Genomic DNA, 20,622 nt, shown 5'->3' with positions numbered 1-20,622 from the left:
TTTGCGGCCTGTCCGAACCGCAATCGGACGCTCGGTTACGATAGCCACCCCATGCCAGATTCCACGCTCCCCTCGCCGACCGACGACGTCGCGCTGCAGAACACCGCCCGCCGCGTGCTCGGGATCGAGCGTGATGCGCTGGACGCCCTGTTGCCACGCATCGATGCCGGCTTCGCCCGCGCCTGCCGCCTGCTGATTGGCTGCCGCGGCCGGGTGGTGGTCACCGGCATGGGCAAGAGCGGCCACATCGGCGGCAAGATCGCGGCGACGCTGGCGTCCACCGGCACCCCGGCGTTCTTCGTGCACCCCGGCGAAGCCAGCCACGGTGACCTGGGCATGATCACCCGCGACGACGCGGTTATCGCCATCAGCAACTCCGGCGAAACCGCCGAAGTGCTGACCATCCTGCCGCTGATCAAGCGCATGGGCGTGCCGCTGGTGTCGATGACCGGCCGGCCGGCGTCGACATTGGCCAAGGCCGCCGACGTGCATCTGGACGTCTCGGTGGCCCAGGAAGCCTGCCCGCTGAATCTGGCGCCGACCGCCAGCACCACCGCGACCTTGGCGATGGGGGACGCGCTGGCCGTGGCGCTGCTGGAAGCGCGCGGCTTCACGCCGGAGGACTTCGCGCTGAGCCATCCGGGCGGCACGCTCGGCCGGCGGCTGCTGCTGAAGGTCGGCGACCTGATGCATGCCGGCGAGCAGGTTCCGTGCGTCGGCGACGACGCCACGCTGTCCGCTGCGCTGCTCGAAATGACCCGCAAGGGGCTCGGCATGACCGCCGTCGTCGATCGCGATGGCCGGGCCGTCGGCATCTTCACCGACGGCGACCTGCGCCGCGTGCTCGATGCCGGGCTCGATGTCCGCAGCGCCGCCATCACCAGCGTGATGACGCGCGGCGGCAAGCACATTGGCGCCGGACAGCTGGCTGCCGAGGCGGTGCACTTGATGGAACGGCACCGGATCACGGTGCTGATGGTGCTCGACGACGAACAGCGCATCGCCGGCGTGCTGCACATGCACGACCTGCTGCGCGCCGGAGTCGTCTGATGCGCACCCTGAGCGAGCGTGCCCGCGAGATCCGTTGCGCTGTCTTCGATGTCGACGGCGTGATGACCGACTGCAAGCTGTACCTGGCCGCCGACGGCACCGAGCTGAAGGCCGTGCATGTCCGCGATGGCCTCGGCCTGAAGCTGCTGATGCAGGCCGGCATCGAGGTCGCGGTGATTTCCGGCCGGCCATCGGCGGCGATGCAGGCGCGCTTCGAATACCTCGGCATCCGCCGCGTCTGGCTGAACGTCGAACACAAGCTGCCGGCCTGGGAGGAACTGAAAGCCCAGCTCGGCCTGCACGACGAGCAGATGATGATGATGGGCGACGACACCCCGGACCTGCCGCTGCTGCAGCGTGCGGGGCTGGCGATGACGGTTGCCGACGCGCACCCGAAAGTGCTGGCCGTGGCGCACTGGGCCAGCCGCCTCACCGGCGGCAACGGGGCAGTGCGCGACGCCGCCGACCTGATTCTCGCCGCGCAGTCCGCCGACCTCCGTCCATGACCCGCATCGTGGTGGCGACTCTGGCCGTGGCCGCGCTGGCCGGCCTGCTGTTCACGCTGAACCGGATCGACGACATCGCGCTCGATGTCGCCGCCAGTCCCGACAAGCTGCCGCGCTACACGCTGACCCAGGCCGACCTGACCCGCTACGACGCTGCCGGCCAGCCGTCGATGAAGGCGACGGCGGCCACGCTCGAATACTTTGACGATGAATCGGCCACCGCGACGACGCTGGTCGTCGACGTGCTGTCGGGGCCGAAGACGCCGTGGCACATCGAGGCGCCGGCCGGCAACCTGCGGGCCGGCAGCCGCGAGATCGAACTGACGGGCGAAGTCGTGGCCCACGGCCAGTGGCCCGACAACGGCGAGGCGCTGGTGATGCGCTCGCCGAGCATGATCGTCAACCCGGATACCCATGTCCTGCATACCGCCGCGGTCGTCGATGTCGACAGCCGGACGCGCAAGGGCACGGCCATTGGCATGGACGCCAATTGGGAAAAACAGGACCTGCGCCTGCTGAACAACGTGAAGATGCGCTATGAAGTCACTCGCTGAACTGAGAGCCCCCGCGCTGCTGCTGATGCTGGCCGCCGCCTCGGCGCCGCTGGCGCTGCACGCCCAGGGGTCGACCAAACCGGTATCGGTGGACCGCAACGAACTGGTCAAGCTGCCGAAGCCGGCCGACCTGAAACCGACCGGGCCGGTGACGCTGACCTCCGACAAGGCCGAGCTGGTGCAGGGCAATTCGGCGATCTATACCGGCAACGTCGTGCTGTCGTCGGACACGTTGAAGCTCGAAGGCGACCGCGTGGAACTCAAGCAGTACGCCGGCGGCCAGTACGAAGCGAAGATCACCGGCGGCCCGGCCAAGATGAACCACGCCGGTAACGGCGCCGAGAACCCGCCGGTTTCGGCGCGCGCGAAGACGCTGAACTACGACTCGCGCAGCGGTGTGCTCGATCTGGTCAACGACGCCTACGTGATGCGCGGCAGCGACGAGATCACCGGCGACACCATCAAGTACGACGTCAACCAGCGACGCATCCAGGCCTCCGGCGGCACCGGCGGGCAGGTCAAGATCATCCTGCAGCCGTCGTCGAACGAACCGGCTGCGCCGGCCGTCTCGCCGGGAGGCACGCCGTGAGCGCGGTGCCTGGCGGCGATCGTCCGGCCTCGGTGCTGCTGGCCCGCGATCTGGTCAAACGCTACAAGAAGCGCACCGTGGTCAACGGCGTGTCGCTCGACGTCAAGGCTGGCGAGATCGTCGGCTTGCTCGGCCCCAACGGCGCCGGCAAGACCACCTCGTTCTACATGGTGGTCGGCCTGGTGCCGGCCGACGGTGGCCGCATCGAGCTTGATGGCCGCGACATTACCCGGCTGCCGATGCACGCGCGCGCCAAGGCCGGCATCGGCTACCTGCCGCAGGAAGCCTCGATCTTCCGCAAGCTGTCGGTCGCCGACAACGTGATGGCGATCCTCGAACTGCGCGACGACCTCGACAGCGACGGACGCCAGCGCGAACTGGAACGGCTGCTCGAGGAACTGCACATCAGCCACGTCCGCGATGGCCTCGGCATGGCGCTGTCCGGTGGCGAGCGGCGGCGCGCCGAAATCGCCCGCGCGCTGGCGGCCAACCCGCGCTTCATCCTGCTCGACGAACCGTTCGCCGGCGTCGACCCAATCGCCGTGCTCGACATCCAGGGCATCGTCCGCCACTTGTCGGAGCGCGGCATCGGCGTGTTGATCACCGATCACAACGTGCGGGAAACCCTGGGAATCTGCACCCGTGGCTACATCCTGGCGGGCGGCAAGGTGATTGCCGAGGGCACGCCGGCCGCGCTGATGGAGAACGAGACCGTGCGGCGCGTGTACCTGGGCGAGCAATTCCGGCTCTGATGCCGGCAGCCCCTTCCGCGTGGACCGCCCGGCGGCTTCACCGGCGGCACTTCGACCAAAGGCTTACTTGGCGATCATAATGGATCGCATCGAATTTCGAGCAAGTACAATGCCAACACTCGAAATGGTGAAAACGCGCGAATGAAGCAGTCGCTGTCACTCCGAACCGGTCTTGCTCTGACCATGACGCCCGCGTTGCAGCAGGCGATCCGCCTGCTGCAGCTGTCGAGCCTCGATCTCCAGCTCGAAATCCGTCAGGCGCTGGAATCCAACGTGATGCTGGAAGCCGATGGCGAGGACGCCGACGTCCAGACCATCGAGGAAGCGATGGCGGAATCGGACAGCAGCGCCGCCATTGCCGAAGCCAGTTCGGCCGCCGAAACCGCCATCGAGATCGGCGGCGAAAACGTGATTCCGGAAGAAATGCCGGTCGACGCCGACTGGGGCGACATCTACGACGGCGCCGGCGCGGCCGGCAGCGGCTCCGGCGAAGACGACGATGGCCTGCACGACTTCATGCAGGCCAATCTGCATGGCTCGCAATCGCTGCGCGACCACCTGACCTGGCAGGCCTCGATCGCGCCGTTCGACGAGGTCGACGCCGAGATCGCGCTGCACATCATCGATGCGATCAACGACGACGGTTATCTCGAGGACTGGGACGGCGTCCGCGAGCGTCTGGTCAGCGGCCAGAACATTCCGGCCGAGCGCGTCGAGAAGATCCTGCGCTCGGTGCAGGATTTCGATCCCTCCGGCGTCGCCGCCCGCGATCTGCCGGAATGCCTGCGCCTGCAGCTGCAGCAGTTCCCGCCGAAGACGCCGGGCCTGGCTGCCGCCTTCAAGGTGCTGGAAGCGCCGATGGCGATGCTGGCGCGCCACGACGAAACCGCGCTGATGAAGACCACCGGCCTGCCGCTGGAAGCGCTGCGCGAAGGCTTGGCGCTGGTGCAGTCGCTGCAGCCGCATCCCGGCCGTCCCTACCAGGCGCACGAGAGCGATTACATCGCCCCGGACGTCTTCGTCGGCAAGAAGAACGGCCGCTGGCGGGTCAGCCTCAATCCGGAGCACACGCCGAAGCTGCGCATCAACCAGCTCTACCAGGGCATGGTCAAGCGCGCCGACACCTCGCGCGACCAGCTGACCATGAAGCAGCATTTGCAGGAAGCACGCTACTTCATCAATTCTCTGGAAGCACGGAACGAAACGCTGCTCAAGGTTGCCCAATGCATAGTCGAGGAACAGCGGGCGTTCCTCGATTACGGCGAGGAAGCGATGCGTCCGCTGGTGCTGCGCGATGTCGCCGAACAGCTGGGGATTCATGAATCCACGGTGTCGCGCGCGACCGCAAACAAGTACATGCTGACGCCCCGAGGCCTCTACGAACTGAAGTATTTCTTCTCCAGCCACGTCCAGACCACCGAAGGAGGCACCTGCTCCGCCACCGCCATCCAGGCCATGATCAAGCGGCTCATCACTGCGGAAGATCCAGCCAAGCCCCTGTCCGATTCGACGCTCGCCGAACTGCTGCTGAAGGAAGGCATCCAGGTCGCGCGTCGCACGGTCGCGAAGTATCGCGAGGCGCTGCGCATCCCCCCGTCGCACGAGCGCAAGCCGATCGGTTGAGCCCCGACCGGCTGCGGAGTCCGAATCCGGATTCCGGCCGCTGTTCATGGTCCGAAACCTGCAATGCATGTGTTCGACCCGTTCGTCCTGCCGGAATCCTGGCAGGCACCCGGGCCGCCTTCCCTGAAAAGGAGTTGCGTGTATGAACCTGAACATTTCCGGTCATCATCTCGATCTCACGCCGGCGCTGCGCACCTACGTCACCGACAAGCTGAAGCGCGTCGAACGGCACTTCGATCACCTGATCGATGCCGCCGTGATCCTGTCGGTCGACAACAAGCTGCAGCACAAGGCCGAAGCCACGCTGCATGCCCGCGGCACCAACCTGCATGCCGAATCGGTGCAGGGCGACATGTACGCGGCGATCGACAACCTGATCGACAAGCTCGATCAGCAGACCCGGAAATTCAAGGACAAGCTGCGCGACCACCATGCCCGCGACGTGCAGAAGCACGCCCTGAACTAAAGCCCGCGCCGCTACACTAGCCGGGCTTCCGAAAAAGCCCCGCTTTTCGAAGCGGGGCTTTTTCTTTCCAGCGACCCGGATCCTCCATGAAGCTTGCCGACATCCTCAATCCCGGACGCGTCGCCGTCGCCGTTGCCGTGACGAGCAAGAAGCGCGCGCTGGAGGAGATCGCCCGCCTGCTGGCGCTCGGCGCGCCGAGCGTGGCGCCGGCCGACATCCTGGCCAGCCTTGCCGGTCGCGAGAAGCTCGGCTCCACCGGACTGGGCCACGGCGTGGCGATTCCGCACGGCCGGCTGGCCGGCGTGTCGACCAGCGTCGGCGCCTTCGTGCGGCTCAAGCATCCGGTCGACTACGACACCCACGACGGCCAGCCGGTCGACCTGGTGTTCGGCCTGCTGGTGCCGCAGAACGCCACCGGCGAGCATCTGCAGCACCTTGCGGCGATCGCCGAGAAGTTCTCCGACGACGACTTCTGCGCCCAGGTGCACGCCGCCAAGGACGATGCCGCCGTCTACGCCCTGCTCGCGGGCTGAGCGCCGCAGGATCGCCTCCGAGCACGGCCGACCATGCGCCTGGTGATCGTCAGCGGCCTGTCCGGTGCCGGCAAGTCCGTGGCGCTGAAACAGTACGAGGATCGCGGCTACTACTGCATCGACAACATCCCACTCGACCTCGTGCAGCCGCTGCTGAGCCACGCGGTCGACCATCCCGGCCCGCGCTACCACCGGCTGGCACTGGGAATCGACGCCCGCTGCGATCCTCGCGAGATCGAACGCTTTCCGGCCGTGCTCGAAGGCCTGCGCGGCCAGGCGATCGACGTGCGCGTGCTGTTCCTGACCGCCGACGACAACGTGATCCTGCGTCGCTACAACGAGACCCGGCGACGGCATCCGCTGGCCACCGCCGAAGTGTCGCTGCTCGACGCGATCCGCCTCGAACGCAAGCTGCTCAAGCCGGTGGCCGATCTCGCCGACGTGCCGCTCGACACCACCCACCTGAACCTCTACGACCTGCGGGCTGCGGTTGACGTGCACCTGCCGGAGCCGGGCATCCGCGGGCTGTCGGTGCTGTTCCTGTCGTTCGGCTTCAAGAACGGTGGTCCGGAAGGTGCGGACTTCGTGTTCGACGCGCGCCTGCTGCCGAACCCGCACTGGGTGCCGGACCTGCGCGCGCTGACCGGCCGCGATGCACCGGTGATCGACTGGTTCCGCAGCCAGCGGGTGGTCGAATCGTTCTTCGACGACACCCGCGCCTATCTCGACCGCTGGCTGACGGCAGTCGAGGCCCAGGACCGCGCCTACGTCACCGTGGCGATCGGCTGCACCGGCGGTCAGCACCGCTCGGTCTACCTGGTCGAACGCATGAAGCAGGCGTTCGAGGGCCGCTTCCCGCAGATCGTGGCCCGCCATCGGGAACTCGGCACATGAGCGCAAGACGATGACGGTCGGCGTCCTGTTGGTCATGCACGGCAAGCTCGGCCACCACCTGCTGGAAACGATGGCGGACATGATCGGTCCGCTGCCGCTGCAGGCCGACGTGCTGGAAGTGCGCCGCGTGCAGGCCACCGACGTGCTGCTGCTGCAGGGGCGGAGGATGATTGAGCGTCTCGACGCTGGCGCCGGCGTGCTGATCCTCACCGACGCCTACGGCTCCACGCCCAGCAACATCGCCAGCCGGCTGCTGGAAGCGCCGCGCACCGGACTGGTGGCCGGCATCAACCTGCCGATGCTGGTCGAGATCTTCAATTTCCCGAAGCGCAGCCTGCCGGACATGGTCGCCGCCGCCGTCGACAGCGGCCAGGCCGGCGTGGTTGCCTTCAAACTGCCAGCACCGCCATGACCGACCTCCCCCCTTCCGCCGCGCCCCAGTCCGCCGCCCGAACGGCGGAAAAGACCGTGGTCATCATCAACCGGCTGGGCCTGCATGCCCGCGCGGCGTCGAAGTTCGTGACACTGGCGTCCAGCTACGAGTCAGAGCTGACCGTGGAGAAGGACGGCAAGCAGGTGCCCGGCAAGAGCATCCTGAAGGTGATGATGCTGGCCGCCGCGCAGGGCTCGGTGCTCAAGCTCGTCGCCCACGGCCCGGATGCCGTCGAGGCGCTCGAAGCGCTGGCGGCACTGATCGCCAACCGCTTCGACGAACCCGCATGAGTCTCTGGCTCAACGGCATCGGCGTCTCGCGCGGCATCGCCATCGGCCGCGTCCAGAAGCTGTCGGGCGGCGACCTGGAAATCCCCGAGTACGCGATCGCCGACGGCGCGATCGACGCCGAGATCGGCCGCTTCGTCGAGGCCCAGGCGCGCGGCCGCGAACAGCTGCAGCAGGTGCGCAGCCAGGTTCCGGCCGGCATCGGCGGCGCCGGCCAGGACATCGCGGCGTTCATCGACGCCCATCTGCAGATGATCGACGACCGCTCGCTGACCGAGGCCGTGGCCGGCGCGATCCGCAGCAGCCGCATCAATGCCGAGGCCGCGCTGAAGCGGCAGCGCGATGCGCTGGTCGCGATCTTCGAACAGATGGACGACCCCTATCTGCGCGCCCGCCGCGACGACGTGCAGCAAGTGTCCGCTCGCCTGCTGCGCATCCTGCTGAACCGGGAGCGCAAGCTGCCGGCGGACAGTGCCGGCACGCCGGCGGAGCCGAACATCATCGTCGCCGACGACATCACGCCGGCCGACATCATCCTGCTCGCGCAGGCCGGCGTCGCCGCCTTCATCACCGAATACGGCGGTCCGCTGTCGCATACCGCGATCCTGGCCCGCTCCTACGGCATCCCGGCGATCGTCGGCCTGCACAACGCCCGCCGCCTGCTCAAGGACGGCGAGGCCGTGATCGTCGATGGCGATCTCGGCCATGCGCTGGCCGATCCCGAAGCGCAGGCGCTGCGCTTCTTCCGCGCCAAGCGCGATGAGCAGCACACGCGCCGCGCGGCGCTGTCGGGGCTCAAGGAGAAGCCGGCGGTGTCCCGCGACGGCACCAAGATCCGGCTGCTGGCCAACATCGAACTCTGCGAAGACGCCACCCACGCCGCCGATCTCGGCGCCGAAGGTGTCGGCCTGTATCGCACCGAGTTCCTGTACATGAACCGCAAGACGCAACCGACCGAGGACGAGCAGTACGAGGTCTATGCGCGCGTGGTGGCCTCGGTGAAGGGCCCGACGACGATCCGCACGCTCGATCTGGGGGCCGACAAGCAGGTCGATTCCGGAGCCCGCAGCGGGCCGACGCCGAACAATCCGGCCCTCGGCCTGCGCGCCATCCGCCTGTGCCTGAAGGAGCCGGAGATGTTCCGCGCCCAGGTGCGGGCGCTGCTGCGCGCCTCGGCGCATGGCGACGTCAACATCATGCTGCCGATGATTTCCAGCGTCGCCGAGTACCGGCAGGCCACCGCCTTCATCGACGCCACCCGCGAACAGCTGGCCCGCGAAGGCGCGCGGATGGCCGCCCATGTGCCGGTCGGCGCGATGATCGAAGTGCCGGCCGCCGCGCTCGCGGCGCCGCTGCTGGCGCGTTATTGCAGCTTTTTCTCGATCGGCACCAACGACCTGATCCAGTACACGCTGGCGATCGACCGCGTCGACGAAGAAGTCAACTACCTCTACGACCCGCTGCATCCGGCGGTGCTGAAGCTGATCCGCACCACCATCGAGGCCGGCGACCGGGCTCGGATTCCGGTGGCGATGTGCGGCGAGATGGCCGGCGATCCGCGCTACACGCGGCTGCTGCTGGGCCTGGGCCTGACCGAGTTCTCGATGCACCCGGCCTCGGTGCTGGAGGTCAAGCGGATCATCATCGAATCCGATGTCCGGGCGCTGCGGGCGCAGGCCGCGAACCTGCTGGAAACCGGCGACCCGCAGGCGCTGGCGGCGCTGATGTCGGCATAGGGCCGCCAGACTTTCAGCGCGGTGCGTCTTCCGGCAGCGTGATGTTCAGCTCCAGCACTTCGAGGCCGTCCTCGCGCTGGACATTGAACTGCACCGCATCGTCCGGCACGCGGATGTACTTGCGCACCACGGCAAGGATTTCCTCGCGCATCTGCGGCAGGTAATTGGGGCCGTTCATGCGGCCTTCGCGCTGGTAGGCGACCGCCACCATCAGCCGCTCCTTGGCGGTCTGCGCGCTGTTTTTCTTCTCGGTGCGGAAGATCTTGAGCCAGTCCATGATCAGCCTCCGAACAGCTTCGCCATGAAGCCTTTCTTCTGCTCGGTCAGAAAGCGCATCGGCCGCTCTTCGCCGAGGAAGCGGGCAATCAGATCGGTGTAGGCCTGCCCGGCTTCGCTGAGCGGATCCTTGATCACCGGCTCGCCCGAGTTGGAGCTGGTCAGCACCGTGGTCGATTCCGGAATCACGCCCAGCAGCGGGATCGCGAGAATGTCCTTGACGTCATCGACGCTGAGCATCTCGCCCTTGGCCACGCGCGCCGGGCTGTAGCGCGTCAGCACCAGATGTTCCTTGACCCGCTGCTCGCCGATCTCCGCGCGCCGTGACTTGGACGCGAGGATGCCGAGCACGCGGTCGGAATCGCGCACGCTGGAGACTTCCGGATTGGTGACCACCAGCGCTTCGTCGGCGAAGTACATCGCCAGGAATGCGCCGCGCTCGATGCCGGCCGGCGAGTCGCAGATCACGTAGTCGAAATCCTGCGCCAGTTCCTTCAGCACGCGTTCCACGCCTTCGGTCGACAGCGCGTCCTTGTCGCGGGTCTGGCTGGCCGCAAGGATGTGCAGGTTGTCGAGGTTCTTGTCGCGGATCAGCGCCTGCTTGAGAGTCGCCTCGCCATTGATGACGTTGACGAAGTCGTACACCACGCGCCGCTCGCAGCCCATGATCAGGTCGAGGTTGCGCAGGCCGACGTCGAAATCGATGACGGCGGTCTTCTTGCCACGCATGGCAAGCCCGGTGGCGAACGAGGCGCTGGTGGTGGTCTTGCCGACGCCGCCCTTGCCCGAGGTGACTACGATGATCTTGGCCAACGGTACTCCGTGCTGCTTGTCTGGTGATGCGTGAACGATGAGGCTCGCGGCCGGCGTCGTGCCGCTGCGCCGGAGTCTCGCGAGAAACTAGATCTTGTGCGCTTCGATCTTCAAGCGCCCGCCGTCGAGCCAGGCCTGGGCCGGTTCGTTGACCGGCCCGGCCTTGATCTGCTCGGCCACGGCATAGATGCCGGCGATGGCGATCAGTTCGGCGTCGAGCTTGCGGCAGAACACCCGCGCCGATTCGTCGCCCTTGACGCCGGCCAGCGCGCGCCCGGCCAGCTTGCCGTAGACATGAATGCAGCCGTCGGCGATCACTTCGGCGCCGGGGCTGACGGTATTCAGCACGATCAGGTCGCAATCCTCGGCGTAGACCTGCTGGCCGGAGCGGATCGGATCGGCCACCACCCGCGCCGGCCGGCGGACCGCAGCAACGGCAGCTGGCGGCGCTGCGGCCGGTCGTGCCGGCGCCGGCGCGGCCTTGCCGCTGTCCTTCGATACCACCGGCAAGCCGGCAGCCCGGGCGGCAGCGGCCAGCGGGCCGTCCGACACCGCCAGCGGCTGGATGCCGACTTCGCGCAGCAGCGCCAGCAGGCCGGGGAGATCGGCGTCGATATCGCTGTCGATGACCACCGCCATGCCCTTCACGGCCTGCGGCATCTGCCGCGCCATTTCGGCGATCTGCGTCCGGATGGCGGCCGGATCGGCTTCAAGCACCCGCACGCGCGTGATCGGAAGCATGCGGCCCTTCAGTTCGAGGGCGGGGCGGGAGCGGGTCATTTAGGGGGAAGAAAATCCTGTCGGCACGGGCACTGGAGCGCTGTGCCGTGGCCTATGTTTTGCGTATGTCTGATGCTAGGTTAGACACGAACCCTTTCAATATCAACGTTCCGGCCGGGATGGCGGAATCGCGCACCACAGGACTGGACACCCCCTGGACACAAGCATGGCATTCGACTGGCGCCAATATCGAGGCGACGCTGCCTACGACGAACTCTTCGACAACGCCGGCCTTGCAAGACCCGCAGCCCGCAGCCTCGTCGAGTACCTGCAAAGCCTGTCGCCCAAGGATCTGGCCGACCGTCGGCTGGCCGCCGACCTCGCAATCAAGGTCATGGGCATCACCTTCACGGTCTATTCGGAAGGCAAGAACGTCGACCGCGCCTGGCCGTTCGACATCATTCCGCGCGTCATTCCGAAGAAGGAATGGGAAAAGACCGAGCGCGGACTGAAGCAGCGGGTCACCGCACTCAACCATTTCATCCAGGATCTGTACGGCAAGCAGCAGATCATCAAGGACGGCATCTTCCCGGCCGAGATCCTGGCCGAATCGGTGAACTTCCGGCCGCAGTGCGTCGGTGTGCGGCCGAAGCACGGCATCTGGGCACACATCTGCGGTTCCGACCTGGTCCGCGACGGCGACGGCACCCTGTACGTGCTCGAAGACAACCTGCGCGTGCCGTCCGGCGTGTCGTACATGCTGGAGAACCGCGCGGTCATCAAGCGCATCTGGCCGGAACTGTTCCACACCACCAACATCCTGCCGGTGGACGACTACACCGCCCAGCTCTACGACACGCTGGTGGCGATCAGCCCGCGTCCGGGTGACGCGCCGAACATCGTGCTGCTGACGCCGGGCATCTACAACTCGGCGTACTTCGAGCACGCCTATCTCGCCCAGCAGATGGGTGTGGAACTGGTCGAAGGCACCGATCTGGTGGTCGGCGACGACGACTGCACCTACATGCGGACCATCGACGGGCTGAAGCGCGTCGACGTCATCTACCGCCGCATCGACGACCTGTTTCTCGATCCGGAAGCCTTCAATCCGGAATCGATCCTCGGCTGCAAGGGCCTGATGCGCTCGTGGATCAAGGGCAAGGTCGGACTGGCCAATGCGCCGGGCGCCGGCGTCGCCGACGACAAGGTCGTCTACGCCTACGTGCCGCAGATGATCAAGTACTACCTCGGCGAGGACGCGATCCTGCCGAACGTGCCGAGCTTCCTGTGCTTCGACGACAAGCAGCGCAAGCACGTGCTGGCCAATCTCGACAAGCTGGTGGTCAAGCCGGCCAACGAATCCGGCGGCTACGGCATGATGATCGGCCCCCGGGTGTCGAAGGACGAGCACGAGAAGTTCCGCGCGCTGATCGAGAAGAACCCGCGCAACTACATGGCCCAGCCGACGCTGAGCCTGTCGACCGCGCCGACCATCTGCGACGAGGGCATCGAGCCGCGCCATCTGGATCTGCGGCCGTTCATCCTGAGCCGAGGCGAAAGCACCTACGTCACCACCGGCGGCCTGACCCGCGTAGCGCTGGTCAAGGGTTCGCTGGTGGTCAACTCCTCGCAGGGCGGCGGTTCGAAGGACACCTGGATCGTCGACATCGACGACGACCTGCCGGCCGTCGTCAGCTCGCCCGCCGCCGCCCAATCCCAGACCCAGAAGGGAGCCGCCTGATGCTCTCCCGCGTCGCCGAAAACCTGTACTGGTTCGGACGCTACATGCAGCGCGCCGAGAACACCGCGCGCCTGATCAACGTCAACGCCAACCTGATGCTCGACCTGCCGCGGCGGATGCCGCTCGGCTGGGGACCGCTGATCGAGATCGTCGGTGCCGACCTGCGCTTCAAGGAGCTGTATCCGGAAGCCACCGAGGACAACGTGCTGCGCTTCCTGATGGTCGATCCGAAGAATCCCGGCTCGATCCTGTCGTCGCTGCACAGCGCCCGGGAAATCCTCCGCGTGTCGCGCGACACCATGCCGCGCGATACCTGGGAGCGGCTCAACGACCTGTTCTACTACGTCAACGAGCGCGGCGAATCGGCCATCCTGCGGGCCAGCCGGCAGGCCTTCGTGCAGCAGGTGATCAGCGGCGCGCTGCTGGTCTACAGCGTGCTGACCAGCAACATGAGCCGCGACGTCGGCTTCCAGTTCCTGCGCATCGGCACCAACATCGAACAGGCCGACATGACCACGCGCATCCTCGACGTGCGCACCACCAAGCTGCTGACGCCGGACGACAAGCTGGACCTGACGCCGTTCGAGAACATCGTCTGGATGAGCGTGCTGCGCAGCCTGACCGCCTACCAGATGTACCGCCGCCACCTGCGTACCCGCGTCAACGGCTCCGGCGTGCTGCGCTTCCTGCTGCAGAACCGCGACTTCCCGCGCTCGGTGATGTTCTGCCTCGGCAACATCGCCTCGACGCTGCCGCACCTGCCGAACGATCGCAAGATCGAGCGCACGATCGACCGCACCAAGGCGCTGATCCGCGACGCCAACATCGACACCCTGCTGAAGACGCCGGACGGCGTGCCGTCTCTGATGGACGAAATCCAGATCGGCCTCGCCGACATGCACACGGCGGTCAGCGAAGCCTACTTCGGCGGCTGATCCGGTCAGCGCCCGGCGTCGGTGCCGGTGCCGTCCAGGCGGCGCCGGCGCTCGCTGGGTTGGGCAGGCGACCACCGTGCATGCGGCGCGGCCGCGGCCGCCCGGGACAAGAAAGGGAAATGACCGCTGCCCGGGAATGCGCAGGCGGCCCGGCGGCAAGGCCGCCGTCGCCGGAACTATCGGAAGCCGTTGTCCGGATCGCTGTCCGGCGACCACGACCCGCCCTGCCAGCCCTGCTGCTGACTGCTGCCATCCTGCTGGCGCTGCTGCTGGCCCATCGTCGACACCGGCACCGGCTGCGCCGACAGCGGCAGCGACTGCTGCACTTCCCAGTCGAACTTCGGCAGGTTGCGGACGGCGTTCTCGAGCTGCCGGCCCCAGGCATCCTTGAGGCTGGCGTAGTACGGAGTGTCGAAGTCCAGGCGCAGCGAATGGCTGATCGCCAGCGCATCGCGCGGCAGGATCGCCACGTCCACCGGCGGGCCGACCGAGATGTTCGAGCGCATCGTCGAATCCAGCGACACCAGCGCGCAGCGGGCGGCATCTTCCAGCTTCACCTGCGAACGCACGAAGCGATCGAGGATCGGCTTGCCGTACTTGATCTCGCCGATCTGCAGGAACGGCGTTTCCGGGCTGGCCGAGATGCAGTTGCCGAGCGGATAGATCATGTAGATCGCCGGGTCTTCGCCGGTGATCTGGCCGCCGAGGATCAGCGTGGTCTCGACGTTGACGTTCATGTTCGATTCGGTGGCCTGCTTCTGCGCCCGGACCGACAGCTGGCCGAGGTAGTCGGCGGCATCGAACATGTGGCGCACGGTGCGCAGCGACACCGCGACATTCGGATCGTTCATCTCGCGCCGGGCATGGGCCAGCACGTACTGCGTGGTCGCGAGATTGCCGGCCGACAGGATCACGAACACCCGCTCGCCCGGCACTTCCAGCACGTGCAGCTTGTTGTAGGTGCGGACATCGTCGACGCCCGCAGCGGTGCGGGTATCACCAGCGAAGACGAGGCCGTCATTGACTTTGATCGCGACGCAATAGGTCATGGGATTCGTTGCGGGCCTGGATTTTCGGTATGGACGACTGGACACGCGGCCGCTCGCGGGCTCAAGCATAACTTGTGCCGCAGACAGGCGAAGGGCAAGCTCGCCGCTCCTTGATGTCGTCAATTTCAGCCAAGCCGCCGTCATCTGCCATGAACCCACTCGTGATCGAATTCTTCTGGGACCCCGCCAGCCCGTACACCTGGCTGGCCGCCACGCAGGTCGAGGCGCTGGCCGCCCGCACCGGCGCGACGGTTTCCTGGCGACCGTTCGTGCTCGGCAAGGTCTTCGAGGCCACCGGCAACCGGGCGCCGGCCACCGTCGCCGCCAAGGCCAAGCACCTGTTCAAGGACCTCGGTCGCTGGGCCGCGCTGTATGGCCAGCCGCTGAATTTCCCGAAAGTGTTCCCGGTCAATTCGATCGCCGCGCTGCGGATGGCCTGCGCTGCCGGCGCGACCGGCGACGGCGGCCGCTTTGCGCTTGCCGTGATGCGTGCCTACTGGGTCGACGGCGTCGACATCGGTCAGCCGGAAGCACTGGTCGCCGCAGTCAGCGCTGCCGGCTTCGACGGCGCAGCGCTGCTGGCAGCGAGCCAGCAGCAGCCGGTCAAGGACGAACTGCGCGCCAACACCGACGAGGCGATCAAGCGTGGCGCCTTCGGCGCGCCGACCTTCTTTGTCGGCAGCGAGATGTTCTGGGGCAACGATCGGCTGGTGCTGCTGGAAAACGCGCTGGCCGCCGCCGCGAAAGCCTGACCGGGCCCGCGCGGCAGCGCCGCCGCCCGGCTGGCCGGGCGGCGATAATCCCGCCATGACCTCGTACCACTCCACCAGCCGCTCCGACTTCCTGCGCGCCCGCGGCATCCGCCACCACATCCGCCGCTGGGGCGCGGCGGATCGGCCGATGATCTTTCTCGGCCACGGCTTTCTCGACGTATCGGCAACTTTCGAACCGCTGGTCGCGGCGCTGCTGGAGGCCACCGCTGGCCGCTATCAGGTGCTGGCACCCGACTGGCGCGGCTTCGGCCATACCGAATGGCCGCAGGACGGCTACTGGTTCCCGGATTACGTCGCCGATCTCGACGCCTTCGTCCGCCACTACTCGCCCGAAGTGCCGCTGAATCTGGTCGGCCACAGCATGGGCGCGCAGATCGTCAGCCTGTACGCCGGCCTGCGGCCCGAGCGGGTCCAGAAGCTGGTGCTGCTCGATGGCGTCACGCTGCCGGACATGCCGTCGGCAATGGCGCCGAAGCGCTTCCGCCACTGGCTCGACCAGCTGCAGGAAGCGCCGAAGCTGCGCCGCTATCCGTCGTTCGAAGACCTGGCCGGCCGCGTGCAGCGCCAGCATCCGCAGCTGTCGTCCGAGCAGGCGCTGTTCGTGGCCCGCTGCTGGGGTCGCGAAGACGGCCGGGGCCAGATCACGCTGTGTGCCGATCCGCGCCATCACCGGCACGGGCCGGGGCTCTATCACGCCGAAGATTCCAACGCGATCTGGCGCGACGTCACGGCGGACACGCTGTTCATCGACGCCGAGAAATCGCAGATTCCGATGCCGCCGGAACAGCGCGCCGCGCGGCTCGCCTGCTACCGCCGCCACGCGGTCGAAGTGGTCGCCGGCGCCGGCCACATGCTGCACTTCGACGCACCCGTCGACACCGCGCAGCGGATCGCCGCCTTCCTCGATCGCTGAGCCCTGACCATGCGACTGACGCTTTCGCAACTGCCGGCCGCGCTCGCCAAGGGCCTGGCGCCGCTATACGTCGTCGGCGGCGAAGAACCGCTGCTGGCCCAGGAAGCGCTTGACGCGATCCGCGCCACCGCCCGCGCCAAGGGCTATTCCGAGCGCGAGGTGCTGGACGCCGAGAAGGGTTTCGAATGGGGCCGGCTGCTCGACGCCTGCAATGCGATGTCGCTGTTCGCGTCCCTGCGCATCGTCGAGCTGCGCCTGCATCAGGCGCCGGATGTCGCCGGCGGCAAGATCCTGCAGCAGGTCGCCGCCGATCCGCCGCGCGACGTGCTGCTGCTCGTCCACGTCAACAAGCTGGAATGGCGCAGCCGCAGCGGCGGCTGGTTTGCCGCGCTTGAAGCCGCCGGTGCCAGCCTGTACTTCGAGCCGCTGAAGGCCGCCGAACTGCCGGCCTGGATCGCCGGCCGGCTGCGCGCCGCCGGACTCGACGCCGATCCGGACGCGCTGCGCCTGCTGGCCGAGCGCACCGAAGGCAACCTGCTCGCCGCCCAGCAGGAAGTGCAGAAGCTGGTGCTGCTGCAGCCGAAGGGCACGCGGCTCGACATTGCGGCGGTCGACGGCGCGGTCGCCGATTCGGCGCATATCGACGTGTTCGGCTGGATCAACAAGATCATGGCCGGCGATGCCGCAGGCGCGGTGCGCGGGCTCGACGTGCTCAGGGGCGAAGGCATGGATGTGGTGCCGATCAACCTGCTGCTGGCGATGGGCTTCCGGCAGCTGTCGGCGGCCGCGGCCATGAAGGCGCGCACCGGCAATGCCGCAGCCGCTGTGGAAGCCGCGCGCATCCACAAGGCCAATCAGGGGCCGTACACCAAGGCGGTGGAGCGGGCTTCAGTCAACCAGGTGCTCGGCTGGCTGCGCCGCTGCGCGCAGATCGACGTGCTGGCCAAGTCCAGCGGCAGCCAGCCGCAGGCCTGGGAAGAGTTGTTAACATTGACTGTGGCTGCCAGCGGCGCAGCGAAGCGAAAGGCGGCACCAGCACGGCGATGACTGCGGCAACCCACAAGGAATTCCGGAAGGACGCGGCGAGCAACGACGCCGTCAATCGCTACATGAAAGAGGTCGGCCGACGCGCCCGCGCGGCGGCCCGCGAAATCGCCCGCGCCACCACCGGCGAGAAGAACGCCGCGCTGTTCGCGCTCGCCGATGTCATCGAGGCGGACGCCGCCACGATCCTCGAAGCCAATGCCCTCGACCTGCGCGCCGCCCGCGACGCCAAGCTCGACGAGGCGATGGTCGAGCGGCTGGAGCTGAACGCCTCCCGCATCGCCGCGATGGCCGATGGCGTGCGCCAGGTCGCCGCCCTGCCCGATCCGGTCGGCGAAATGTTCGACCTGAAGATGCGGCCCTCGGGCATTCAGGTCGGCAAGATGCGGGTGCCGCTGGGCGTCGTCGGCATCATCTACGAGTCGCGGCCGAACGTGACCGCCGATGCCGCCGCACTGAGCCTGAAATCCGGCAATGCCTGCGTGTTGCGCGGCGGCTCGGAAGCGATGCACAGCAACCAGGCGATCGCCCGCTGCATCGGCCGCGCGCTGAAGTCCGCCGGCCTGCCGGCCGATGCCGTGCAGGTGGTCGACACCACCGACCGCGCCGCCGTCGCCGCGATGCTGGCGATGCCGGAAGCGATCGACGTGGTGATCCCGCGCGGCGGCAAGGGCCTGGTCGCCTTCGTTTCCGAACATGCGCGGGTGCCAGTGATCAAGCATCTCGACGGCAACTGCCATGTCTACGTCGACGCCGAGGCCGATCTGGAAAAGGCGGTGGCGATCGCCGTCAACGCCAAGACCCAGCGCTACGGCACCTGCAACACGATGGAAACGCTGCTGGTCGATGCGCCGATCGCCAGCACCCTGCTGGCCCAGCTGGCGCCGATCTACAGCGGCCATGACGTCGAGCTGCGCGGCTGCGAACGTACCCGCCAGCTGCTGCCGCAGGCCCGCCCCGCGACGGCCGCCGACTGGGACACCGAATACCTCGCGCCGGTGCTGGCCGTGAAGATCGTCGACGGCATCGACGCGGCGATGGACCACATCGCCCGCCACGGCTCGGCGCACACCGATGCCATCGTCACCGAGAACTACACGAAGGCGCGTCGCTTCCTGCGCGAAGTGGATTCCAGCTCGGTGATGGTCAATGCCTCGACCCGCTTCGCCGATGGCTACGAGTACGGTCTGGGCGCGGAGATCGGCATCTCCACCGACAAGTTCCACGCGCGTGGCCCGGTCGGCCTCGAAGGCCTGACGTCGGTGAAATGGGTCGTGCTCGGCGACGGCAATGTCCGTTGAGGGCGCGCGTTCGTGACGGCCTCCGCGTGAGGCCGCCGCGCGCCGGATGAAAGCGATCGGCTTCTTCGGCGGCACCTTCGCACCGATCCACAACGGTCACCTGCGGCTGGCGATCGAGCTGCAGGAGACGCTCGGCCTCGACGTCGTGCAGGTCACGCCCAGCGCCCGACCGCCGCACCGCGCGACACCCGGGATCAGCGCCGAACGACGGCTGGACTGGGTGCGGCTGGCGATCGCCGACGAGCCCGGCCTGCGCGCCGACGACCGCGAGGTGCGCCGCATGGTCACGCTCGGCAAGGCCTCGTACACCTACGACTCGCTGGCCGAACTCAAGGCCGAACAGCCCGACGCCCGGCTGTTCCTGCTGCTCGGCGACGATGCCGCCCACCAGCTGCCCGGCTGGCATCGCTGGCGCGAGCTGTTCGACCTTGCCCACATCGTGGTCGTCCAGCGGCCCGGCCACGCGCCGCCACCGGACGCCGAGCTGGCCGCCTTTCTGCGCGGCCGGATCGCCGACACGGCCCGCGCCTTGCACGCCGCACCACAGGGCCTGTGGCTGCCGGTGCAGCTGCCGGGCCTGGCGATCTCGTCGACCCGCATCCGATCCCTGCTGAAAGCCGGCCGCAGCGTTCGCGGCCTGGTGCCGGACCCTGTGATTCGTTCACTCACCCCAGAGGACGTTCGCGCCCTGACTATCGAGGAAGCTGCCATCCATGACTGAAACCGCCGCCATTGCATCGTCTGTCCCGTCCGCCGCGCTGGGGGCGATCGCCGTCGCCGCGCTCGAAGATCTCAAGGCGGTCGACATCCGCGTGCTCGACGTCTCGAAGCTGACCACCATCACCGACATCATGGTGATCGCCACCGGCACCTCGAACCGCCATGCGGCTTCGCTGGCGCACAACGTCATCGACAAGGCCAAGGAGAGCGGCCACCGGCCGGTCGGCATCGAAGGCCTGAACGAGGGCGAGTGGGTGCTGGTCAACCTCGGCGGCGTCATCGTGCACGTCATGCAGGCGCAGTCGCGGGCGTTCTACCAGCTCGAAAAGCTCTGGGACTTCACCACCCGCGAGCAGTCCGCGCGCGGCAACTGAGCGCCACGCGGCGAGCAATCCGATGCGCATCCGCCTGATCGCCGTCGGCACCCGGATGCCGGACTGGATCACGGCCGGTTACAGCGACTACGCCGCCCGGCTGCCGCGCGAGCTGAAGCTCGAACTGGTGGAGCTGGCGGTCGAGCATCGCGGCAAGAATGCCGACATCGCCCGGCTTCGCGACGCCGAAGGTGCGGCCCTGCTGAAAGCGGCGGGCGATGCGCGGATCATCGTCTTCGACGAGCACGGCAAGCAGCCGGACACGGTCGGCTGGGCGAAAGCGCTGGACGGCTGGATGCAGGGTGGCCGCGATGTCGCGCTGCTGATCGGCGGACCGGACGGCCACGCACCGGCCGTGCTGGCGAAAGCGGAGAGCATCTGGTCGCTGTCGAAGCTGACCTTCCCGCACGCGATGGTGCGGGTGATCGTCGCCGAGCAGCTGTACCGCGCCTGGAGCCTGCTGAACCATCACCCGTACCACCGGGCCTGAAGCGCGGGGCTCGGGATGGCATGCCGTCAATCGACGGCAAAGACACCACA

25 protein-coding genes are annotated in these 20,622 nt (G+C 67.6%); 21 read left to right on the top strand and 4 right to left on the bottom strand.

Annotated features, from left to right (window positions below):
• Window positions 1-51 precede the first annotated feature (51 nt).
• The 12 genes from ACTIGJ_RS06995 to ptsP all read left to right on the top strand — a co-directional run bounded on the left by ACTIGJ_RS06995 (window position 52) and on the right by ptsP (window position 9,423).
• Window positions 52-1,050: a KpsF/GutQ family sugar-phosphate isomerase gene (locus tag ACTIGJ_RS06995; RefSeq protein ID WP_439639571.1), complete on the top strand. Its 999-nt coding sequence runs from the start codon at window positions 52-54 to the stop codon at window positions 1,048-1,050.
• Window positions 1,050-1,556 (top strand): KdsC family phosphatase, encoded by a 507-nt coding sequence (locus ACTIGJ_RS06990; RefSeq protein ID WP_439639570.1) that lies wholly within the window; start codon window positions 1,050-1,052, stop codon window positions 1,554-1,556. The genes ACTIGJ_RS06995 and ACTIGJ_RS06990 overlap by 1 nt, the downstream gene beginning before the upstream one ends.
• Window positions 1,553-2,110, top strand: a complete 558-nt coding sequence (gene lptC / locus ACTIGJ_RS06985) for an LPS export ABC transporter periplasmic protein LptC (protein WP_439639569.1) — start codon at window positions 1,553-1,555, stop codon at window positions 2,108-2,110. Before ACTIGJ_RS06990 ends, lptC begins: the two co-directional genes overlap by 4 nt.
• Window positions 2,094-2,699, top strand: coding sequence for a lipopolysaccharide transport periplasmic protein LptA (lptA, locus tag ACTIGJ_RS06980; protein WP_439639568.1), 606 nt, complete (start codon window positions 2,094-2,096; stop codon window positions 2,697-2,699). Before lptC ends, lptA begins: the two co-directional genes overlap by 17 nt.
• Window positions 2,696-3,451: an LPS export ABC transporter ATP-binding protein gene (lptB, locus tag ACTIGJ_RS06975; RefSeq protein ID WP_439639567.1), complete on the top strand. Its 756-nt coding sequence runs from the start codon at window positions 2,696-2,698 to the stop codon at window positions 3,449-3,451. Before lptA ends, lptB begins: the two co-directional genes overlap by 4 nt.
• Before the next feature lie 141 nt (window positions 3,452-3,592).
• Window positions 3,593-5,074 carry an RNA polymerase factor sigma-54 gene (locus ACTIGJ_RS06970; protein WP_439639566.1) on the top strand — a complete coding sequence of 494 codons (1,482 nt, stop codon included), beginning with the start codon at window positions 3,593-3,595 and terminating at the stop codon, window positions 5,072-5,074.
• 142 nt (window positions 5,075-5,216) lie between these two features.
• On the top strand, window positions 5,217-5,540 hold the full coding sequence (hpf, locus tag ACTIGJ_RS06965) for a ribosome hibernation-promoting factor, HPF/YfiA family (RefSeq protein ID WP_439639565.1): 324 nt from the start codon (window positions 5,217-5,219) through the stop codon (window positions 5,538-5,540).
• Between the two features lie 86 nt (window positions 5,541-5,626).
• The gene (gene ptsN, locus ACTIGJ_RS06960) at window positions 5,627-6,073 is read left to right on the top strand and encodes a PTS IIA-like nitrogen regulatory protein PtsN (protein ID WP_439639564.1); all 447 of its coding nucleotides are present in this window, start codon (window positions 5,627-5,629) and stop codon (window positions 6,071-6,073) included.
• A gap of 33 nt (window positions 6,074-6,106) precedes the next feature.
• On the top strand, window positions 6,107-6,967 hold the full coding sequence (gene rapZ, locus ACTIGJ_RS06955; RefSeq protein ID WP_439639563.1) for an RNase adapter RapZ: 861 nt from the start codon (window positions 6,107-6,109) through the stop codon (window positions 6,965-6,967).
• Window positions 6,968-6,977: 10 nt separating this feature from the next.
• Window positions 6,978-7,379, top strand: a complete 402-nt coding sequence (locus ACTIGJ_RS06950; RefSeq protein ID WP_439639562.1) for a PTS sugar transporter subunit IIA — start codon at window positions 6,978-6,980, stop codon at window positions 7,377-7,379.
• Window positions 7,376-7,690: an HPr family phosphocarrier protein gene (locus ACTIGJ_RS06945; RefSeq protein WP_439639561.1), complete on the top strand. Its 315-nt coding sequence runs from the start codon at window positions 7,376-7,378 to the stop codon at window positions 7,688-7,690. The genes ACTIGJ_RS06950 and ACTIGJ_RS06945 overlap by 4 nt, the downstream gene beginning before the upstream one ends.
• Window positions 7,687-9,423, top strand: a complete 1,737-nt coding sequence (gene ptsP / locus ACTIGJ_RS06940; protein WP_439639560.1) for a phosphoenolpyruvate--protein phosphotransferase — start codon at window positions 7,687-7,689, stop codon at window positions 9,421-9,423. The genes ACTIGJ_RS06945 and ptsP overlap by 4 nt, the downstream gene beginning before the upstream one ends.
• 13 nt (window positions 9,424-9,436) lie before the next feature.
• Here ptsP and minE read toward each other — a convergent pair whose 3' ends face one another.
• The 3 genes from minE to minC all read right to left on the bottom strand — a co-directional run bounded on the left by minE (window position 9,437) and on the right by minC (window position 11,292).
• Window positions 9,437-9,706, bottom strand: a complete 270-nt coding sequence (gene minE, locus ACTIGJ_RS06935) for a cell division topological specificity factor MinE (RefSeq protein ID WP_439639671.1) — start codon at window positions 9,704-9,706, stop codon at window positions 9,437-9,439.
• Window positions 9,703-10,512, bottom strand: a complete 810-nt coding sequence (minD, locus tag ACTIGJ_RS06930; RefSeq protein ID WP_439639559.1) for a septum site-determining protein MinD — start codon at window positions 10,510-10,512, stop codon at window positions 9,703-9,705. The genes minE and minD overlap by 4 nt, the downstream gene beginning before the upstream one ends.
• An 87-nt stretch (window positions 10,513-10,599) precedes the next feature.
• A complete protein-coding gene (gene minC / locus ACTIGJ_RS06925) occupies window positions 10,600-11,292 on the bottom strand; it encodes a septum site-determining protein MinC (protein ID WP_439639558.1) in 693 nt (230 codons plus the stop codon).
• Window positions 11,293-11,458: 166 nt separating this feature from the next.
• Here minC and ACTIGJ_RS06920 point away from each other — a divergent pair, with 166 nt between their 5' ends.
• Entirely contained in the window at window positions 11,459-12,973 is a 1,515-nt protein-coding gene (locus ACTIGJ_RS06920; RefSeq protein ID WP_439639557.1) for a circularly permuted type 2 ATP-grasp protein, read from the top strand.
• Entirely contained in the window at window positions 12,973-13,908 is a 936-nt protein-coding gene (locus tag ACTIGJ_RS06915; protein WP_439639556.1) for an alpha-E domain-containing protein, read from the top strand. Before ACTIGJ_RS06920 ends, ACTIGJ_RS06915 begins: the two co-directional genes overlap by 1 nt.
• A gap of 176 nt (window positions 13,909-14,084) precedes the next feature.
• Here ACTIGJ_RS06915 and ACTIGJ_RS06910 read toward each other — a convergent pair whose 3' ends face one another.
• Complete coding sequence (locus tag ACTIGJ_RS06910) at window positions 14,085-14,957, bottom strand: peptidase (protein WP_439639555.1); 873 nt, start codon at window positions 14,955-14,957, stop codon at window positions 14,085-14,087.
• Window positions 14,958-15,106: 149 nt separating this feature from the next.
• Between ACTIGJ_RS06910 and ACTIGJ_RS06905 the strand changes: the two genes are divergently transcribed.
• From ACTIGJ_RS06905 to rlmH, 7 genes are read left to right on the top strand one after another with little or no spacing between them, the layout of a single operon-like run.
• A complete protein-coding gene (locus tag ACTIGJ_RS06905; protein ID WP_439639554.1) occupies window positions 15,107-15,709 on the top strand; it encodes a 2-hydroxychromene-2-carboxylate isomerase in 603 nt (200 codons plus the stop codon).
• Window positions 15,710-15,764: 55 nt separating this feature from the next.
• Complete coding sequence (locus tag ACTIGJ_RS06900; RefSeq protein ID WP_439639553.1) at window positions 15,765-16,643, top strand: alpha/beta fold hydrolase; 879 nt, start codon at window positions 15,765-15,767, stop codon at window positions 16,641-16,643.
• Window positions 16,644-16,652: 9 nt separating this feature from the next.
• The gene (gene holA, locus ACTIGJ_RS06895) at window positions 16,653-17,690 is read left to right on the top strand and encodes a DNA polymerase III subunit delta (protein WP_439639552.1); all 1,038 of its coding nucleotides are present in this window, start codon (window positions 16,653-16,655) and stop codon (window positions 17,688-17,690) included.
• Window positions 17,687-18,988, top strand: a complete 1,302-nt coding sequence (locus ACTIGJ_RS06890; RefSeq protein WP_439639551.1) for a glutamate-5-semialdehyde dehydrogenase — start codon at window positions 17,687-17,689, stop codon at window positions 18,986-18,988. Before holA ends, ACTIGJ_RS06890 begins: the two co-directional genes overlap by 4 nt.
• Before the next feature lie 46 nt (window positions 18,989-19,034).
• Entirely contained in the window at window positions 19,035-19,709 is a 675-nt protein-coding gene (gene nadD / locus ACTIGJ_RS06885) for a nicotinate-nucleotide adenylyltransferase (protein ID WP_439639550.1), read from the top strand.
• Window positions 19,702-20,082 carry a ribosome silencing factor gene (rsfS, locus tag ACTIGJ_RS06880; protein ID WP_439639549.1) on the top strand — a complete coding sequence of 127 codons (381 nt, stop codon included), beginning with the start codon at window positions 19,702-19,704 and terminating at the stop codon, window positions 20,080-20,082. Before nadD ends, rsfS begins: the two co-directional genes overlap by 8 nt.
• 22 nt (window positions 20,083-20,104) lie before the next feature.
• Window positions 20,105-20,572, top strand: coding sequence for a 23S rRNA (pseudouridine(1915)-N(3))-methyltransferase RlmH (gene rlmH, locus ACTIGJ_RS06875; RefSeq protein ID WP_439639548.1), 468 nt, complete (start codon window positions 20,105-20,107; stop codon window positions 20,570-20,572).
• The last annotated feature ends 50 nt before the right edge of the window (window positions 20,573-20,622 follow it).

Origin of the sequence: Nevskia sp. (assembly GCF_051860985.1) — a bacterium.
Classification (GTDB): Bacteria; Pseudomonadota; Gammaproteobacteria; order Nevskiales; family Nevskiaceae; genus Nevskia.
The sequence above is the reverse complement of the archived record's forward strand: the minus strand, read 5'-3'. Positions and strand labels throughout refer to the sequence as shown.

Excerpts from the sequence above, each read along its gene's own strand:
- ACTIGJ_RS06995 (WP_439639571.1), top strand. The coding sequence starts at position 52 with ATGCCAGATTCCACGCTCCCCTCGCCGACCGACGACGTCGCGCTGCAG.
- ACTIGJ_RS06990 (WP_439639570.1), top strand. The coding sequence starts at position 1,050 with ATGCGCACCCTGAGCGAGCGTGCCCGCGAGATCCGTTGCGCTGTCTTC.
- lptC (WP_439639569.1), top strand. The coding sequence starts at position 1,553 with ATGACCCGCATCGTGGTGGCGACTCTGGCCGTGGCCGCGCTGGCCGGC.
- lptA (WP_439639568.1), top strand. The coding sequence starts at position 2,094 with ATGAAGTCACTCGCTGAACTGAGAGCCCCCGCGCTGCTGCTGATGCTG.
- ACTIGJ_RS06970 (WP_439639566.1), top strand. The coding sequence starts at position 3,593 with ATGAAGCAGTCGCTGTCACTCCGAACCGGTCTTGCTCTGACCATGACG.
- hpf (WP_439639565.1), top strand. The coding sequence starts at position 5,217 with ATGAACCTGAACATTTCCGGTCATCATCTCGATCTCACGCCGGCGCTG.
- ptsN (WP_439639564.1), top strand. The coding sequence starts at position 5,627 with ATGAAGCTTGCCGACATCCTCAATCCCGGACGCGTCGCCGTCGCCGTT.
- rapZ (WP_439639563.1), top strand. The coding sequence starts at position 6,107 with ATGCGCCTGGTGATCGTCAGCGGCCTGTCCGGTGCCGGCAAGTCCGTG.
- ACTIGJ_RS06950 (WP_439639562.1), top strand. The coding sequence starts at position 6,978 with ATGACGGTCGGCGTCCTGTTGGTCATGCACGGCAAGCTCGGCCACCAC.
- ACTIGJ_RS06945 (WP_439639561.1), top strand. The coding sequence starts at position 7,376 with ATGACCGACCTCCCCCCTTCCGCCGCGCCCCAGTCCGCCGCCCGAACG.
- ptsP (WP_439639560.1), top strand. The coding sequence starts at position 7,687 with ATGAGTCTCTGGCTCAACGGCATCGGCGTCTCGCGCGGCATCGCCATC.
- minC (WP_439639558.1), bottom strand. The coding sequence starts at position 11,292 with ATGACCCGCTCCCGCCCCGCCCTCGAACTGAAGGGCCGCATGCTTCCG.
- ACTIGJ_RS06920 (WP_439639557.1), top strand. The coding sequence starts at position 11,459 with ATGGCATTCGACTGGCGCCAATATCGAGGCGACGCTGCCTACGACGAA.
- ACTIGJ_RS06915 (WP_439639556.1), top strand. The coding sequence starts at position 12,973 with ATGCTCTCCCGCGTCGCCGAAAACCTGTACTGGTTCGGACGCTACATG.
- ACTIGJ_RS06910 (WP_439639555.1), bottom strand. The coding sequence starts at position 14,957 with ATGACCTATTGCGTCGCGATCAAAGTCAATGACGGCCTCGTCTTCGCT.
- ACTIGJ_RS06905 (WP_439639554.1), top strand. The coding sequence starts at position 15,107 with ATGAACCCACTCGTGATCGAATTCTTCTGGGACCCCGCCAGCCCGTAC.
- ACTIGJ_RS06900 (WP_439639553.1), top strand. The coding sequence starts at position 15,765 with ATGACCTCGTACCACTCCACCAGCCGCTCCGACTTCCTGCGCGCCCGC.
- holA (WP_439639552.1), top strand. The coding sequence starts at position 16,653 with ATGCGACTGACGCTTTCGCAACTGCCGGCCGCGCTCGCCAAGGGCCTG.
- ACTIGJ_RS06890 (WP_439639551.1), top strand. The coding sequence starts at position 17,687 with ATGACTGCGGCAACCCACAAGGAATTCCGGAAGGACGCGGCGAGCAAC.
- nadD (WP_439639550.1), top strand. The coding sequence starts at position 19,035 with ATGAAAGCGATCGGCTTCTTCGGCGGCACCTTCGCACCGATCCACAAC.
- rsfS (WP_439639549.1), top strand. The coding sequence starts at position 19,702 with ATGACTGAAACCGCCGCCATTGCATCGTCTGTCCCGTCCGCCGCGCTG.
- rlmH (WP_439639548.1), top strand. The coding sequence starts at position 20,105 with ATGCGCATCCGCCTGATCGCCGTCGGCACCCGGATGCCGGACTGGATC.